Below are 16,724 nucleotides of genomic sequence, written 5' to 3' on the forward strand. Positions count from 1 at the left end.
ATCAGAGTCCCGGACGCCTCTGGGTACCATCGGGGCATCCCACCGAACGTGAATAGGTGAGCCTGTATGAGTGACCTGCTGCGGCGACTGCGAGGGCGTGGCTGGCGGATGACCTCCCAGCGGCGTGTCGTCGCGGAGGTCCTCGACGGGGACCATGTGCACCTCACCGCCGACGAGGTGCACGCCCGCGCGGCAGAGCGGCTGCCCGAGATCTCCCGGGCGACCGTCTACAACACCCTGGGCGAGCTGGTCTCCCTCCGTGAGGTCATCGAGGTCTCCACCGACGGCCGCGCCAAGCGCTACGACCCCAACGCCCACCACCCCCACCAGCACCTGGTGTGCTCCGGCTGCGGCACCATCCGCGACGTCCACCCCACCGGTGATCCACTGGCCGCCCTCCCCGCGGATGAGCGGTTCGGGTTCACGGTGTCCGGGGCCGAGGTGACCTACCGGGGGCTGTGCCCGGCCTGCGCCTAAGTCATCGCCGCGGTGACTCCTATGCCGAATCGGGCCGAGAGGCTGTCCCGGATGGTCTCCATCGCGTCGATGACCGACGTGCACAGCGAGATGGCGTGCAGGACGGCCCCCGGGGGCAGCACGTCGTCCTCCCGGCCCTGCCCCAGCCTCCGCCGGATGCGGCGCGCGCTGCCCCACACCGCGAGCGTGAAGTGCATCGCGGCGGTCCCGGTCAGGCCCTGGCCGGTGTACGGGCCGGACGCGACGAGCCGGTTGTGGTAGTAGGTGATCCTGGCATCGAGCTGATGTCGCAGCAGGCAGGTGCCGCTGGAGACGCTGCCGGCCGGGAGGAGCTGTGCCAGCAGCGTGGTGTCCTGGTAGGCGTCCGCGAGCAGCTCGGCGAACGTGGGGGGCCGGTCGGCCGCTGCCTCGGAGGACTCGGTGGCGCCCGTCCCGGCCTCCGTCCCCGGCGTGCGGATGGTGACGGCCCCGTCGATGTGGATGTCGCGGTAGGCCGCGTACAGGTCGGGCTGGCTGGGCAGCGGTACGTCTTCGGTCGGGACCGCGTGCCAGTGCGCCAGGGCGGCGCCGCGGTCGGTGTCGAGGTTGGCGCTCACGGTATCCAGTACGGCAGCGTCTGCCGCGGCGAGGAGAGCGTCGAGTGCCGTGTCCGGATGGGTCATTTCGCACCTCCAGCGGATGTCAGGCCCAAGATGTCCTTCAGCAGGGCACGGGCGCGGGCGACGTTCTGCCGGACCGCGTTCGGTTGCATGTCCAGCGTCTCCGCGATCTCGTTCGTCGAGTAGCCGTCGAGGCGCCAGGCCATCACCTGACGCTGCCTCATGGGCAGCTGGGCCAGGGCCTCGTAGACCTGCTTCTCCTCGTCGGCGAGCACGACTCTGTCCAGCGGGCACGAGAAGGCCGGCCGGTCGGGCACCTCGGCGGTGAGTTCCTCCTGCGGGCGCGGGGCCTGCCGCAGGTACTGACGGAAGGCCACCTTGCGCAGCCACGCGCCGGGGGACTCGATCAGATGCCATACGCGGAAGCCCTCGATGAAGGCGGCCTGCGCGGCATCGGCCGCCTCATGCGGACTGGCCCCGTAGCGCATGACGAACCTGATCAGGGACGCCATGTGCTGCTCGTAGTAGCGGGAGAAGCTCTCACGGAGCGCCTCGTCTTGATGGGCAGGCACGGAGACACCACGTTGGCCGGGAAGGGACACGGGCAGGGCGCGGACGGTATGGCTCGTGCGGCTATCCACGCGCTCCTCCCGTCGGCGGACCGACCCGGACCCGGATGCTGTCGCCGTGATGGGCTTCGCTCAGCGTGCTGCCCGGTGGCAGCGCACGCACGCGCTCGCTGATGCCCTGCTGACGCAGCCGGGCCAGCCGAACGTGGGCACGACTGCCTATCCAGGCGTACAGCAGGCGTGCTCCCGCGGCGCAGACCGTTCCCACGGCTGCCGCGACCGCGATCTCCATGCGGCTCCTCACAACTCCCTCGATCGACGGTGCCCCATTGCATCGTCGGCGGACCTTTAGGAGTGCACTTCGGCCCGCAATGTGTGACATCGAGATCGCGAGAAGCCCGATTTTGCCGCGTTCCGGCGCTGGCCACCACGCCGGAGGTGGTCAGGAAGGGCAGGGATCCTCGGGGCCGTTGCGGTAGGTGCGGTAGAGGGTCGGCGCGCTCTGGTCGGCGGTGCGGGTGGAGGGCGGGTACTCGACGACGGGGACCGGCTTGCAGACGGCCCACTGGTCGTTCTTTCCCGGGCCCTCGAAGCCGTAGGTGCCTCCCGCGCCGATCAGACAGGAATCGCAGGAGCCGCCGGAGATGCTCGGGTAGTTGAGGGTGTTGTAGACGTCCTCCTTCATGGGCATGCGCGGGGACTTCGGGGACTTGCCGCTCTCGTTGAACTCGGTGTAGGTGCGGTCCACGGCGTTGGCCAGGAGAGCGAAGGCGTCGTGGTACATGACGGCGTAGCCGTCGTCGAGTGGCTTGGTGCCGAGCTGCTTGTGCTGCCTCGTCAGCTCGTAGAAGCGGTCGAGGAAGCTGCCGAGTGCCTTCTTGGGCTTGTTCTTTCCGTTCCACCAGGCGGGGTCGACGCAGGACGCGTCGATTATCGTGGCGTGGGCGTCGTCCAGCCGCTGGGTGGGCGCGGGGGCGGTGAGGGTGGGTTCCAGGCCGATGCCCACCTTGAGGATGCGCAGCTTCGTGGTGCGGCCGCAGTCGCCCTCCTGGGCCAGGCGCTCGATGAACGCGGGCAGGTCCTGGTCGCGGCCGGCGAAGAAGACGGTGTCGGACTTCTCGTTGCAGATCTTCTGCACGGCGTCGGTGAACCGCTGGGGGATGCCCTTGCCGGTGCCCGAGGTGCCGATGAAGTTCGAGTTGTGGTGGGCCAGGCCGTACTCCTTGCCGAAGTGCCGTTCGAAGACGCTGCGCAGATTGCGTGAGTAGACGTCCTCACCGCGGTCGTCCCAGACCAGGAAGCCCTGGTGCTTCCCCGGCTTCTCCTTCAGATAGCGGACCAGGGCGCGGGCGAACTGGTCGTTGTTGGCCGCGGTCTTGAAGAAGTACGGGGAGTTCATGGTGGCCGCGGTGATGACGGGGCCGACGGTGGGGATGCGGTGCTTGCTGAGCGCGGCGATGGCTCTGCGCGTCTCCGCCGTGCTGCTGGGGATGCCGGTCACACCGACCAGCGGCGCGCGGGTGTCCTTGGACAGTTCGGCGAGGCGCGTGACGACGGGTTCCCACTGGTCGAGGTTGCGGCCGTCGGGAGCGAGCAGCAGCTGGTAGTGCGGGCCGCCGTAGCGGTTGGCCTGCCGCTGCGCGGCGAGGGCACCGGCGAGGCCCCGGCGGATCATGTCCGTCGTCATGGCGCTGTGCTCGTCCGCGGTGAAGGGCATCATCAGCGCGATGCGCACGTACGGGATCTCGGGGCCGCTCGACGGGGACTCGCCGTTCTGCTTCACCCGGGCGTTCTCGTCCGCCACCGCCTTGATGAGGCTCTTGACACCCGGATCCGCCTCGAAGGCGTTCGCGGTGACGCCTATGCAGTCCCCGCCGATGTCCCGCAGATCGTCACCGCACCTGCCGGGGCCCCGCGCCATGCTGACGAGGACGGTGATCGTGACAGCGGTCAGGACACCGAGTCCGAAGACGGCCAGCCATTCGACCGGACCCCACTCGCGGGGATGACGACGGAACAGACGCAGCAGCATGCTTCCTCACTGACCGGTGATGGGGAAGGGGCGCTTCTTCCGCGCCGCCGCAGGCCAGCTGCGGGCGGCCTGGCCCAGGACGGCGTGCCAGGAAGGGTGCCGGGGTGAGAGGTAGGCCAGCTCTTCGCCGACGGCCTTGCACATGTCGGGGTCCGGTTCGGCGTGCGGTTCGGACACATGCCACAGGGCGTGCAGCAGCCGGTTGACGCAACGCTCGATCTCGTGCAGTCCCGCATACCGGCCGTCGTGCGCGCCGAGGGCGACCTGCATACGTTCGTCGGTCCACTCCCCGGCGGGCGGGGTGGGTGCGGTGGCGGCGTACTGCAGACACCGCAGCCAGTGCGCGGCGGCCTGTTCGTCCTGCTCCGACTGGAACTCCTCGGCCAGCATGGCCACCACGGCCTCGGCGTTCCCGGCGGCGAGCGTGTGCCGCAGGGCGTCCGCCTCCCCGCTCTCGCCGCGCTGCGCGTGGTGCATCCGCAGGAAACGGTGGATGTCCTGCCAGCCACGGCCGTCCTCGCCCGCCTGCGAGGTACGGCGCGCCTCCTGTACGAGCAGGGTGCGCAGCAGGGGGTCGGCGACCAGCGGCTCATCCGGCGGGGTGAGCTGCTGCCACTGCTGCTCTTCGAGGTAGTCGGTGGCGGAGTTGGCGGGCAGCTGATCGGGGCCCTGCAGACGCAGATGGTCGGCCAGCGCCTCGGCCGCGGTGCTGTCGCGGGCGAGCGAGAGGAGGGTCAGCCGGTCGCGCTGGCGCCGGTTCGGAAGCAGCCGCTCCAGGAGTGCTTCGGTGACCGGGCGCCCGTCCTTGGCACGCAGGTGGAGAAGGTCCCGCGGGCCCACGCCGGCGCCCTTCGCGGTGGCGTCCAGCACCGCCGCGCACAGCACGGTGGTCACCGCGGGATGCCCGCCGGTGAGGGAGTGCACGGCGGAGGCCAGATAGGGGTGGAGCGGCCGGGCGGGCCGGTCCGGCACCAGGAGGGGCAGGATGTCGTCCCGGCTCAGCGGGGTGAGGGGGACGGCGAGCAGCCCTGCGGAGGGGCTGAGGCCCTTGCGCTCCCAGCCGGAGGACTTCACCAGGTCGGGGAGGTTGCGGCGGACCGCGGCGGACGCGTCCTCCGGCAGGCCGCCGAGCCGGGTGGCCACGACGACCAGCTCCTCGTGGTCGGGGCGTTCGGGCATCGCCCGGTGCTCCAGGAGCAGATCGAGGAAGTCCTGCCCGGGAGGATGGTGGGTGTCGTCGAGCAGGATGAGCGGCCAGGGCTCCCGGTTCCACCGCTGCAGCCTGCCGTAAGAGGCGGCCACGTCGTGCAGGAAGGCGGCCATCAGGCTCTGCTCCGCCGCGTGCCGGTAGTCGCCGCCCTGCTGGAACCACTGCCCGAGCAGGACCAGAGGGTCCTGGCCCTCCGCGCCCCGGGGGAAGCGCCGCCGGTACCACTCCTCGGCCGCGGCCGGCTGGTGCCGTTCGGCGTACTCGGCCACCACGGCTGCGGTGACCGCCTCCTGGTCCGGCCGGCCCCAACGGTCAGGTTCCACGTAGTCCGAGGGCTCCGCGCCGGTCTCCGCGTCACGGACCTCCAGGCGGCCTTCGACGGCGGTGGCCCAGGCGTGCCGCAGCGTGCTCTCGTCCCCGACGGTGAGGCGGCAGGCGAGCAGCAACCGGGCGAACCGGAGACACGCCGCGTCCCGCTGCTCGGCGTTGCCGTGGTGCCAGCCGGAGACGGCGAACAGACCGGGCACCAGAACGGGAAAGCGGCGGCGCAGTCCGGGTGCGAGCCCGCACACCAGCTCGGCCAGGATCTCGACCAGGGTGGAGGCGGTGGGAGCCGCGCCGCCGGCCGGGGCGGTCGGGAAGGCGACGGTTTCGGTGGCCACGACCCGGACGTGGGCGAGCGGCAGCCGGTCGCGGTAGCGCGCGGCCAGTTCCGCGAGGACGACGCTGCGCCCGATGCCGTGGTATCCCGTCACCAGCACCACGGGGAGATCGCCCTGGTGTTCCCGGGGCGTACGGGATCTCTCGTCGAGGGTCAGGCCCGTGAGCCGGGGAACGAGCGAGCGCAGCAGGGGGTCCCGGCCATAGAGCTGTGACCCTTCCGATACGCGCATCTGGCTGCGTCCCGCCTCCGTCGCTCAACGCTGCCGGCGGCCACAACTCAGGAGGCGGGCGGCACCGCTCCCCCGAGACATCAGCCGCTGACATCCGTACCAACTACGCCTGTAAGCAGAGAATTTACCCGTCACGGGAGCATCGCACCAGGTGAAGACGGGATCGGGTACGCGGTGGCGGCCGATGGGGCCTCGGATCGAACAGAGGTGCCCTTCTGTGTCGAACACCAACACGGGAGGGGACTGGATGTCAGGGGTGCGGATAGACATCCAGTTCGACACTGTCCGGAAGCGCGTCCGCCCCGCGGATCTCGCCGGGGTAGACGAGCCGTACCCGGCGCAGCCGGCGCAGTCCGGCGAGGGAGCCGAGATCGACCTCGGTGACCTGCGACAGATGGATCTCCTCGAGCCCCGGCAGGCGCCGGGCGATCCGCCGCAGCGGAACCGCGGCACCCGCCCTGGCCCACACATCCAGGTGGGTGACCTGGGGAATCTCGGTACGAGGGGCGAACAGCAGCATGCTCAGCTGCTGCGGGGAGAGCGTCAGCTTGCGCAGATTCGGCAACTCGGCGACGAGGGAGCCCCACTCGTCGGGCGTCAGCCGCTCGCTCGCGTCCTGCAGCCGCAGCTCCTCGAGCCCCCGGCACGCCACGATGCCCGCCAGCTGGGCCGCCGACGACGGCAGCGCCAGCAGCCGCAGCTCGGCGGCGCGCGGAAGGTCGGACAGGCCGCGCCAGGGAACCTCCGGCCCGACGAGAAGGCCCTCCAGCCGGGGGCAGTCCGACAGCCTCAGCAGCGTCTCGAACTGGGGGAGGTCCCGCAGCTCCAGCTTCCGCAGCCGCGGCAGCCGGGTCAGCGGCGCCGGGTCCTTGACGTTCCGGCACCCCTGGAGGGCGAGCGTCTCCAGCTCGGGGTAGGCGGTGAGCAGGCCGAGATCCTCCAGCTGGAGGGTGTTGCGCAGCCGCAGCTCGCGCAGCCGCCGCGGGTCGAGCGCGGTGCGGATCTCCTCCGGTCCGAAGTCGCCGTGCAGGCCCACGCGTTGATAGCCGGACATGGTGCTCAGCGCGTCCAGCTCGGCGTGCGAGCGCACCGTGACGATCTCCTCGGGGGCGGATTCGAGGAGCGGGCGCACGATTTCCTCGGCGTACGTCGTCGTGTCGAAACGGTCCCAGTGGGCGAGGAGTTGCGCGCGCACCGCGGGCTGGCCGGTGCGCAGGAACTCCCGGAGCCTGGGGATGGCGGCGTCGCCGCCGATCTGGCAAATGGCGTGGACGGTGGCCAGCTCCTCGTCGCCCTCCAAGTCCTTCGCGGCGGGCAGCAGACCGAGCAGCAGCGGACCCGTCTGCGCCAGCGACCTGGCCTCCCGCAGGCTGCGCGGCGGGAGCAGCCGCGCGGCCCGGTCCTCGATCGCCTCGCGCACCGTCGGCTCCAGGCGGGTGGCCTGTTCGAGGGAGGCGAGCGCGAGGAGCCGCAGGCGCGCCCGCACCGCCGCGTCCTGCTCCCGGTCGCCCCGCTCGCGAAGGCGGGTCAGCAGATCGGCGCGCTCCTGGTGACGGGCCTGTGCGACGGCCATTTGCACCACGTCCTCCCACTGGTCCAAGTGCGCGTTGTTCACCAGCATGCCCATGTCGCGCTCTTCCAGTACGGCCCGGGCGCCCAGGAAATCCTGAAAAGTCCGGTGAATGAAGTTCACTGCACCTGTCGCGGGTTCCCGCAACAGACCGGAACGCTCCAGCAGATGCTGCAAAGCATCCTCCGCCGTCCCGACTTCCGCCAGCCGGGGTACGGAGGGCTGCAGCCGCCGCACCACGTCCACCGCGTCCGAACGGTCCAGCTGCGTCCGCTCGTTGCGGATCAGCCAGTACGCCAGCTTCTGCAGAGGTTCCGTCGCCGACCGCTGGTCGAGTACCGGGCGGCTGCGGCCGTACACCTCGCGCTCCAGATCGCGCCGCTCCAGGAGCATCGACAACGCCGCCTCGTACAGGGAGGCGCGGCCCTGGGGCAGGAAGCCGCGGCGCTCCCGGTGCAAAGCGCAGATCAGGCCGCACATCAGCGGATTGGTCGCCAGGCGGCTCAACTCGGGGCTCCTGCGCAGCGACAGCGTCAGCGAATCGCCCAGCTCCTCCGACGCCCCGGCCGCCGCGTGCCAGCGCCGGATGAACTGCTTCATGTCGGCGGGCCGCATCGCGGCGAGCGCGAACTCCTGGAAGCCCTCGCGCGCCAGCCAGCCCCGCTCCAGTGCCGCGGGCCGGGAGGTGAGAAGCCACAGATTGCCGGGGAAGACGGCGAGCAGTTTCTTGAGCCAGGCTCGAGTGCGGGTCCGGTCTTCCTTCGGGATCTCGTCGGCCCCGTCGATCAGGAGCACGCCGCGCCCGTGCTGCAGCACCCGCGCCGCCCAGCCGTCCGGTTCCGTGCCCACCAGCGGGCAGCCGATCCAGCGCAGGAAGTCCTCGGGCATGGGCAGCTCGGCGCCCCGGCGCGCCAGCGTGCGCAGGGGCAGGACGAAGGGGACGCGCCCGAACAGCTGCGACAGCCCGCCGGGCACCTGATCCTGCTGCGCCGCGGCGAGGGCCAGCCACTGCACCAGGGTCGTCTTCCCGGTGCCGGCGACCCCGCGCAGCAGCACCCGCTCATGGCGGGCGAAGACCGCCTCGGCCGGGCCCGCGGCGCGCTCGGCCTCCGCATCCCGGTCGGCGCCCGTCTCACCGTTCACCACCGGAACCGGATCGGTCCCGTCGCGGTACGGCCTGGCCTCCAGGCTCAGATAGGCGGTCTCCAGCGGCCAGTCCTGGCCGTCCGGTTCGCGCAGATCGACGCCGTAGATGGTGAGCCTGCCGTGGCACTCGACGACGTAGTGCGCGTACTCCTCCTCGAACTCCGCGTCCTGGCGGCTGATGTCGGGCAGCTGCCGCAGGATCCTGTCCAATTTCTCGCTCTGCTCCCGGATTTCGCGGCTCTGCTCGATCTGGGCACGGGCCGCGAAACCGGGCCGCTGGCTGAAGAAGCGCATGAGATGCACGCACGCCGTCTCCAGGAGCCGGTCGTGGAAGCGGGCGGCGTCGTCGCTGAGGAGCCTGCGGGTGTCGGGGCCCGCGCTCCTGGACAGCTCTGCGGCCAGCCGCTCGGGGCCGAGCGCGAAGGCGTGGACGTCGTCCATGTCGAGATCGCCGAGCGCGTGCAGGGTGCGGGTCAGCGCCTGCCCGACGGAGTCGTGCTCGTCGGCGCCGATCGGCGGATCGTGCGGACCCGCGGCCCGCACGGCGCGGCGGACCAGCTCCCGGGCGAGCTTGTGCAGATCGTCCTCGGTCAGGGTGCGGTGCTCCTTGGCGAAGGACACCAGTCGGCGGATCGGGATCGGACGCTCCCCGAACTCGGCCGCCGGTGCGCTCGCCGGCGGCACCAGCAGTCGTTTGACCACCGGCACGACCACTGCCGATGCGATCTTCAGGCCCACCGTGCCGCCGTCCACAGCAGCCCCTCCCTCACCAGCGCCGACGCGCTTCCCCCGCCGGGCCCGTACCCCTCGGACCCCGCTCACCATAGCCGCGGACAGCCGCCTTGAGGCAGGGCGCGCGGGCGCCGGGCTCGCGCCAGACGCCGTCGCACCCCTGTTCGCCGGCGTCCGCTCAGGATACGTAGTCGGCCCTCTTCGCCGCGGCCACCACGCCGCGGCCATCCGCCGCGCTCAGCAGCCCCGCGGTCACCCAGGAGTCCACGGTGGACTTCACGTACTTGACCAGCGCGCCCTTGTTCCGGTAGGGAGCGGCGGCCCAGATCGCGTCGAGGAGGGTGGTGCCGTCGTCCCGGGCGGGGTTGGCGATGCCGGAGTCGGTGGTGCCGAAGACCACGGTCGGCTCGGAGCGGCGGAAGTAGGCGTGGGTCGGTTCCTCGGTGCCTTCGGAGAACGGGGCGAACTCGACGCCGTCGAGAGTGTAATGGAGCGGCTTGCCCGGTACGGGGGTGAGCGTGGGCAACAGGTCGCCGGAGAGGGCGGCGTTGCGGTAGAGGCCGAACGTCAGGAAGGACGTGCGCGCGTCGCGCGCCACCAGATTGACCGGACCGTAGAACAAGGTCTGGACGGCTGGGTCGTCGAGCGCCTTCTCCACCCGCAGCCGGAACGGGATGTCGACCCGGACGGTGTCCCCGTCGTGCCAGGTGCGGGACACCGAGGCGTAACTGCCGGGGGACCAGGTCCCCTTCACCACTGTGCCGTTGACCGTCACCCGGAAGCCGTCCGTCGTCCACGCGGGCACGCGCAGGCGTAAGGAGAAGGCGGCGGTGCGGCCCCGGACGGTGAGCGTCGAACCCTGCTCCCTCGGATAGCCGGTGGACTGGGTGACGGTGACGCCCTTCTCGGCCCAGGTGAGCGTGGACGGACTGTACAGGTTGACGTACAGGGCGGTGCCGTCGGACTTCTTGAAGTACACGGAGTCCTGGTACTTGGTCGCGCTCTCCATGCCGGTGCCCTCGCAGCAGGTCGTGCCCGCCTTGGGGGTGTAGTCGCGCACATGCCCCGGCACCAGGCCGATGAAGTACGTGACCAGCGGCTTCTCCGCGTCGGCCTTGTCCTGCTTGGAGCCGAGGACCTGGTTGTACAGGGCGCGCTCGTAGTAGTCCATGTACGTCGGGTCCTGCTCGTGGAAGAACAGCATCCTGCTCAGCTTGAGCATGTTGTAGGCGCAGCAGGACTCGGCCGTGGTGTCGCTGAGCGTCTTGGCGATGGCACCGCGCGCGCCCCAGAACTCCCGATTGCTGGTGCCGCCGATCCCGTACATCCGGGTAGGGACGACCATGTCCCAGAAGTTCTTCGCCGCGGTGAGGTAGCGCTCCTCCTTCGTCTCGTCGTACAGCCGGACCAGACCGGTGAAGATCGGGATGTGCTGGTTGGCGTGCAGTCCCTCCAGGATGTCGTTGCCGACGGCGCAGGCGTCGATGAGCCTGTCGAGGTCGAACAGCCGGGCCAGCGCGAGGTGCTGGGCCTTGCCGCTGATCGCGTACAGATCGCAGATCGCCTCGACGATGCCGCCGAACTCGCCGCTGGAGAAGATGCCCCACATCCGCTGCAGGGTGCTCCTGGGCAGCTTCGACAGCCGGGAGTGCATCCAGTCGCACATGCCCGTCGCGAGGTCCAGGGCGCGCGCGTCGCCCGTGCTGAGATGGGCGTCGAGCAGCCCGCGCAGGATCTTGTGCGCGGTGTAGTACGGCGCCCACACCACGGTGTAGTCGCCGCTCGTCATCGACTCCAGGGCGATGAACTGCGTCTCCGGGTACGCCGCGAGGAACCCGGGGTGGCTCGGCCCTCCCCAAGTCCGGCGCAGGGTGGCGTGCCGGCCGTGGCCCGAGGAGTCGGCGAACGTGCCGCCGGTGGTCTCCTCGAAGGTGTACGCGGCCAGGTTTCCGGACCCCGCGGACGACTCGGCGGCCGGGTGGTCCTGAAGCTCGGCGATCTGGGCCGCGGTCAGGGCCCGCGACCAGAGGTGGACCTCGTCGAAGGCCCCCGCGAACACCGGGTCGGCGGAGTAGTGGGACCGGCCGAGCCAATGGTCGCGCAGGGTGCCCAGGGCGGCCGGGGTGAGGGTCATCGCGGTGTTCCTCGCGACCGCGGCGCCGTTGATGTAGAGGATTCCGGTGCCGTCCGCGATCGTCACCGCCACATGGCTCCAGGCGTCCGGGGGCAGTGGCGCCGTGCCGTCCAGGCTCTGCTCGCCGCCGGCCCCCGAGGTGGTGATGGCGAAGCGGGGATTGCCTTGTCCATTGCGGGCGGTCAGATAGAGATAGCGGGTGGTGTCGTCGCCGAAGTCGAGGATCCGGGCCCAGCCGGCGGTGTGCGTGGGCTTCACCCAGGCCGCCAGGGTGACCGCGGGGGCGCCGCCGAGCACGGTGTCCGGCAGGTCGACGTACTGGTAGGACCCCCGGACGTTCTCCGCGGCGGTGCCGAACCTGCCCGGCACGCTGAGCACCGCCGGATCGCGCCGCAGCGCCTCGCGGACCTCGTCCAGCGCCCCGACCATATGGCGGATCTTGTCCGCGTACACCTTCTCGCCTGTGCCGGTGTGGGCCTGGGAGAGCATGGTGAGGAAGTGTCCGGTGAAGTGCCCGCGAAGGTTTCCGTTGGCCTCGCCGTCCAGTCCCTCCCAGCCGCCCGGCGCGACGGCGCCACGGGTGGAGAGGCCCGCGTTGGCCCGGAAGACCTGGAGCAGCCGGTCGACGTCGTAGCCGCGGCCGTAGTCCAGCATCAGTTGGCGCTTGGCGGTGAAGTCGCTTTTCCGGAGCGCCACGTCCTCGGGGCGGAACGGCTGAAGTGTCCAGGCGGCCGGGGCCCCGGATGCGGCGTCTGAAGCGGCAGTTGCCCGGCCGGTGGCGAGTGAGGTCAGCGCCGGGGCCGCCGCGACGAGGGCTGCGGCGCGGAGGACGGCTCGTCTGGCGGGTGCGGGTGCCATGGATTGCCTCGTTTCTGGGGGCGGCGGGCAGGCGAGTGTTCGATATGTCAAACGTCGTTCGGAAAGGCGACCAGAAAGTAGAACGCCGGTCAGAACACGTCAATAGCTGGGACAAGAGTGTGCGTGAGCCTCAGCGAGGCGGGGGAGTGACCCGGGAGCGCTGTCGTACGGTCGTGGGCAGGCGCCGCCCGCCGTCCGAGGCCACGTGGAAGAGCTTGCCGCGCAGACCGGTCCACGTCGGCATGACGAGAGCGCCGGGGGCCGGCCGGGCAGCACCTGCCGGCGCACCCGGAGGTATCCCCGCCCCGTGAACGTCACGTGCTCGCCCCGGTGGGTCAGCCCGGTCGGCGGTGCGCGCGCGCCACCCCCGACGAACGCGGCGGCCCCGCCGCCGAGCGGCCCGGCCGCCACGAGGCCGCCGCCGAGGGGGAACAGTCCTCTGCGGCTGAGGCGGTGCTTGTTGTCCTGAACAGGAATAACAGAGGACGCATAGGAGACGGAGCCACATCACCGCCGATGACAGTTTTTCAGGCCGACCTCAACGCAGCGCCGTGTACACCGCGTCGATCAGGGCCTTCTTCCGGGGATCGTCGGCGATGTGCGGACCCATGCGGTTCATCACATAGCCGAGGCTGACCTCGGCTTCCGGGTCGGCGTGGCCGCAGGAGCCGCCGAAGCCGTCGTGACCGAAGGCGCGGGGGTTGGGGCCGTACGAGCCGTTGGTGCCGCTCAGCCACACACCGAGGCCGGCTTCGGTGTCATGGGTGAAGCCATGCGCCAGGATCAGGTCACGGCACGCCCCCTGCCCCTCGCGGGCGCGCTCGACGGCCTCGGGCGAGAGTACGCGGTGGTCCCCGGCCAGGCCATGGCGGGCGTAGATGCCGTAGAGGGTGGCGATCGCACGGGCCGTCCCGTGGCCGTTGGCCGCCGGGATCTGTGCGGCCCGCCACTGCGGAGTATTGGCCTCGGCGGCCCCGACGAGCGGATTGGCCAGCGCGGCGATGGCGACGGGCTCCAATTGGGCGCACGCCGCAGCCTGTTGGCTGGACGCGGCGGCGGGCGGATGGACCAGCTCCGCCGCCCGCCCGGCCTCCTTCTCCGGCAGACCGATGCCGAAATCGATCCCCAGCGGCCCGGTGATCTCCTGGCGCAGAAACTCGCCGGGAAGGACACCGGTGATGCGCCGGATCACCTCGCCGACCAAGTGGCCGTAGGTCATGGCGTGGTACCCGGACCGGGTTCCGGGCTCCCACCACGGCTCCGTGGCGGCCAGTCGCGCGCAGGTCTTCTCCCAGTCGTACAGATCGGCCACGGTGTGCTTTTCCCGCAGCCCTGCCAGGCCCGCCCGGTGGGACAGCAGATGGCGCACCGGCAGGTCGTCCTTGCCCGCCACCGCGAACTCCGGCCAGTACGAGGCCACCGGCGCGTCGAAGTCCAGCAGCCCCCGGTCCGCGAGGACGTGGGCGCACAGCGCCGTCACCCCCTTGGTGGTGGACCAGACGTTCACCACGGTGTCCCGCTCCCACGCCCGTTGGCGCCCGGCATCCGCCCAGCCGCCCCACAGATCCACCACGGTCCGCCCGCCCACATGAACGGTCACCGCCGCGCCCAGTTCCTCGCGCTCGGCGAAGTTGGCTTCGAACGCGGCGCGTACGGCGGTGAACCGTGGGTCGCAGTGGCCTTCGATGCGCGGTGCGGGCGGCACGGACTGCTGCGTCATGGGGCACTCCCAACAGGTCTGTTCGGCAGATTGCAACATACCGACCGGTTGGATCAGCCGAAACCCGGGGAGGTCCTCCGGCAGCCGCTGACCACCACCCCCGAGGAGCAGGCCGTTGGGACACACACGGCAGGACGAATGGGACGCCCACTACGCCGACGGAAAGATGTTCCGGCCCCTGAGGGACACCGAACGCGCACTGCTGTCCGCCCATGTGCCCGCCCCCGCCGGCGGCGGCCGTGCCCTCGATGTGGGCTGTGGCCTCGGTGAACTGGCCGCGCATCTGGCGTCGGTGGGCTACATCGTCGACGCCGTCGACTGGGCCGGCAGCGCCCTCGACCGGGCCGGTTCCGATCACCCGGCGGGGGTGCGGTGGCTGCGCCTGGACGTCGAGCGGGACGACCTCGCCGTATTGGGCCGCGACGGCTACGACCTGATCACGCTCCGGCTGGTCTATCCCTTCCTCCGTCACCGCACCCGGACCATGGACGACCTCGGCCGTCGGTTGAGGGAAGGCGGCGCGATCGTGGTGATCACACCGCTCGCCGCGACGACCCCGGAGAAGCGGCGGGACATCGCGCTGGACGAGACCGAGATCGACGTGCTGAGCGCCGGATGGGAGCGGGTGGAGCGGCTCGACGCGGAGGGGCTGGCCGTGCTGATCCTGCGTGGCCGGGTTCAACCGGCGGCTTGAGGGTTGTCCGCCCACTCACCCTGAACCATCGCCCCAGGCGCGAGGAAAAGTCTCCGGGATCACTTCAACGAAACACTTGAATTCATGGATCCCCAAGACATCGAACCGCCCCAGGCGGAGTCCGCCGCCGACACCATGCAGCGACCCGCCCCCGCGCGGCGGTGGTGGTGGTGGACGCTGCTGGCGGTGAGCGCGGCCCAGCTGCTCGTCGTGCTGGACGGGACGATCGTGAACATCGCGCTGCCCTCCGCGCAAAGCGCGCTCGGGATGTCCGATGCGAACCGGCAATGGGCGATCACCGCGTATGCCCTGGGCTTCGGTGGGCTGCTGCTGATCGGGGGCCGGATCAGCGGCGCGCTGGGCCACCGGCGGGGGTTCGTCATCGGTCTGGTCGGCTTCGCCGCGGCGTCCGCGCTGGGCGGGGCCGCCGTGGATCCCGGGATGTTCTTCTGGGCCCGGGCCCTCCAGGGTGTGTTCGCCGCCCTCCTTGCGCCCGCCGGGTTGTCGTTGCTGACCATGACATTCACGGAGCCGCGCGAACGCGGCCGGGCGTTCGGTGTGTTCGCCGCGGTCGGTGCCGCCGGGTCGGCCCTCGGCCTGGTTGCCGGGGGACTGCTGACGGAGTACGCCGGCTGGCGCTCGTGCCTGTACCTCAACATCCCCGTCGTCCTCATCGCCGTACTCGGCACGGCCTTCGTGCCACCGGACCGCCCGGTCCGCGGCGGCGGACGGCTCGACGTCGCGGGCGCACTGCTCAGCGCCACCGGGTTCGCCGCCGTGGTGTACGCCTTCAACGAGGCCGAACCGCTCGGCTGGGGCGCGCCGAAGGTGCTGGCGCTGCTCGCCGGGGGTGTCCTGCTGCTGGCCGCGTTCGCGGCCGTCGAGGTCCGGGCGCCCCGCCCGCTGCTGCCGATGCGGGTGCTTCTGCACCGGGCCCGGGCCGGTGCGTTCCTCTCGATCACGTTGATGTTCGTCGCGATGTTCGGCTTCTACCTGTTCATGAGCTACTACACCCAGACCGTCCTGGGCTATTCGCCGGTCCGGGCGGGCCTGACGCTCATCATCAACGCCTTGGCCGCCCTGCTCGGGTCCACACTCATCGCCGGGAGGCTGCACGGACGCGTCGCGCCCGTGGCGTTGATCCTGCCCGGTCTGCTCGCCGCGGCCGCCGGGATGTTCGTCCTGACCCGCCTGACACCGCAGAGCACGGACATCCTGCCGCTCCACCTGGTGCCCGCCCTGGTGTTCACCGGGCTCGGTCTCGGCTGCGTCATGCCTCCGACGGCGAGCCTGGCCACCGCGGACATGCCGCGGAACGACGTCGGAGCCGCGTCGGCCGCGTACAACGCGTCCCAGCAACTGGGAGCCGCACTCGGCACCGCACTGCTCAACACCATCGCGGCCGGCGCCACGGCGTCCCACCTGGCGTCGGCACGCGACGCCACGCCGACCGCGGCATCCGTGCACGGCTACACCACCGCCCTGACGGTCGGTTTCGGCATCCTCCTCGCCGCCGCGTGCGTCGCCGCGGGATGCGGGGCACCCGCCCGGCGTCAGGGAAGGGGTTCGACCTCCAGATAGCGGTGGCGGCCGCGGCCGCGGTACTCCAGGGCCTCCCAGCCCAGTTCGCGCAGCACGCGGGCGCAGCGGCCCAGTTCCTCTCCCGCCGCGTACGCGGCGCCACTTCCCGGGGGGCCCAGCCACTCGACCCGGACCACCCCCGGCCGCTCGGCCTCGCCGCAGCGGTAACCCGTCGCCAGCCGGTGGCCGTCGGCGCCGACGGCCGAGGGTGGGATGGCCGCCGCCTCCAGGGCAAGGGCCACGGCCCGTACCGGCTGGTGCCGCTCCCAGGGGGCGGGTGCGACAAGAGGGTCGTCCCGGTCGGTGTTCATCAGCCGACGGATCTCCCGCAGGCCGTCGAACGCCGCCCGCACCGCCGCCGCCCGCTCCCGGGGGTCGGCGTCGAGGGGCGCTTCGTCACCCGTGGCCGCCTCGAACTGTGACCTGTTGCCGCCGCTGTCCGCCATCACCTGCCACCTCCGGGCCGGAGCCTCTCCGGCATGCGCCGGACCGGCCGACACGTTCACGGA

Annotated in this window: 12 protein-coding genes; 3 read left to right on the top strand and 9 right to left on the bottom strand. The window is 71.3% G+C overall.

The window, feature by feature from the left end:
* Nucleotides 1-66 precede the first annotated feature (66 nt).
* Complete coding sequence (locus ACH4SI_RS38140; protein WP_398304211.1) at nt 67-477, top strand: Fur family transcriptional regulator; 411 nt, start codon at nt 67-69, stop codon at nt 475-477.
* Here ACH4SI_RS38140 and ACH4SI_RS38145 read toward each other — a convergent pair.
* The 8 genes from ACH4SI_RS38145 to ACH4SI_RS38180 form a co-directional block, all read right to left on the bottom strand.
* Nucleotides 474-1,139: a hypothetical protein gene (locus ACH4SI_RS38145; protein WP_398304214.1), complete on the bottom strand. Its 666-nt coding sequence runs from the start codon at nt 1,137-1,139 to the stop codon at nt 474-476. The two genes, ACH4SI_RS38140 and ACH4SI_RS38145, sit on opposite strands and share 4 nt — an antisense overlap.
* Entirely contained in the window at nt 1,136-1,648 is a 513-nt protein-coding gene (locus tag ACH4SI_RS38150) for an RNA polymerase sigma factor (protein ID WP_398304217.1), read from the bottom strand. Before ACH4SI_RS38150 ends, ACH4SI_RS38145 begins: the two co-directional genes overlap by 4 nt.
* A 61-nt stretch (nt 1,649-1,709) precedes the next feature.
* The gene (locus ACH4SI_RS38155) at nt 1,710-1,937 is read right to left on the bottom strand and encodes a hypothetical protein (protein ID WP_398304220.1); all 228 of its coding nucleotides are present in this window, start codon (nt 1,935-1,937) and stop codon (nt 1,710-1,712) included.
* Nucleotides 1,938-2,087: 150 nt separating this feature from the next.
* Nucleotides 2,088-3,677, bottom strand: coding sequence for an ABC transporter substrate-binding protein (locus tag ACH4SI_RS38160; protein ID WP_398304222.1), 1,590 nt, complete (start codon nt 3,675-3,677; stop codon nt 2,088-2,090).
* 6 nt (nt 3,678-3,683) lie between these two features.
* Complete coding sequence (locus ACH4SI_RS38165; RefSeq protein ID WP_398304225.1) at nt 3,684-5,780, bottom strand: ATP-binding protein; 2,097 nt, start codon at nt 5,778-5,780, stop codon at nt 3,684-3,686.
* Between the two features lie 250 nt (nt 5,781-6,030).
* Complete coding sequence (locus ACH4SI_RS38170; protein ID WP_398304228.1) at nt 6,031-9,249, bottom strand: NACHT domain-containing protein; 3,219 nt, start codon at nt 9,247-9,249, stop codon at nt 6,031-6,033.
* A gap of 157 nt (nt 9,250-9,406) precedes the next feature.
* On the bottom strand, nt 9,407-12,220 hold the full coding sequence (locus tag ACH4SI_RS38175; protein WP_398304232.1) for a beta-L-arabinofuranosidase domain-containing protein: 2,814 nt from the start codon (nt 12,218-12,220) through the stop codon (nt 9,407-9,409).
* 538 nt (nt 12,221-12,758) lie between these two features.
* On the bottom strand, nt 12,759-13,940 hold the full coding sequence (locus ACH4SI_RS38180; RefSeq protein WP_398304235.1) for a serine hydrolase domain-containing protein: 1,182 nt from the start codon (nt 13,938-13,940) through the stop codon (nt 12,759-12,761).
* 115 nt (nt 13,941-14,055) lie between these two features.
* Here ACH4SI_RS38180 and ACH4SI_RS38185 point away from each other — a divergent pair, with 115 nt between their 5' ends.
* Both ACH4SI_RS38185 and ACH4SI_RS38190 read left to right on the top strand, forming a co-directional pair.
* Nucleotides 14,056-14,634 (top strand): class I SAM-dependent methyltransferase, encoded by a 579-nt coding sequence (locus tag ACH4SI_RS38185; protein ID WP_398304238.1) that lies wholly within the window; start codon nt 14,056-14,058, stop codon nt 14,632-14,634.
* An 84-nt stretch (nt 14,635-14,718) separates the two neighbouring features.
* Nucleotides 14,719-16,215 carry an MFS transporter gene (locus ACH4SI_RS38190; RefSeq protein ID WP_398304241.1) on the top strand — a complete coding sequence of 499 codons (1,497 nt, stop codon included), beginning with the start codon at nt 14,719-14,721 and terminating at the stop codon, nt 16,213-16,215.
* Here the strand turns inward: ACH4SI_RS38190 and ACH4SI_RS38195 are convergent.
* Complete coding sequence (locus ACH4SI_RS38195; protein ID WP_398304244.1) at nt 16,188-16,661, bottom strand: hypothetical protein; 474 nt, start codon at nt 16,659-16,661, stop codon at nt 16,188-16,190. The genes ACH4SI_RS38190 and ACH4SI_RS38195 overlap by 28 nt on opposite strands.
* Between the last annotated feature and the right edge of the window lie 63 nt (nt 16,662-16,724).

Origin of the sequence: Streptomyces sp. NPDC021212 (assembly GCF_044332925.1) — a bacterium.
Lineage (GTDB): Bacteria > Actinomycetota > Actinomycetes > Streptomycetales > Streptomycetaceae > Streptomyces.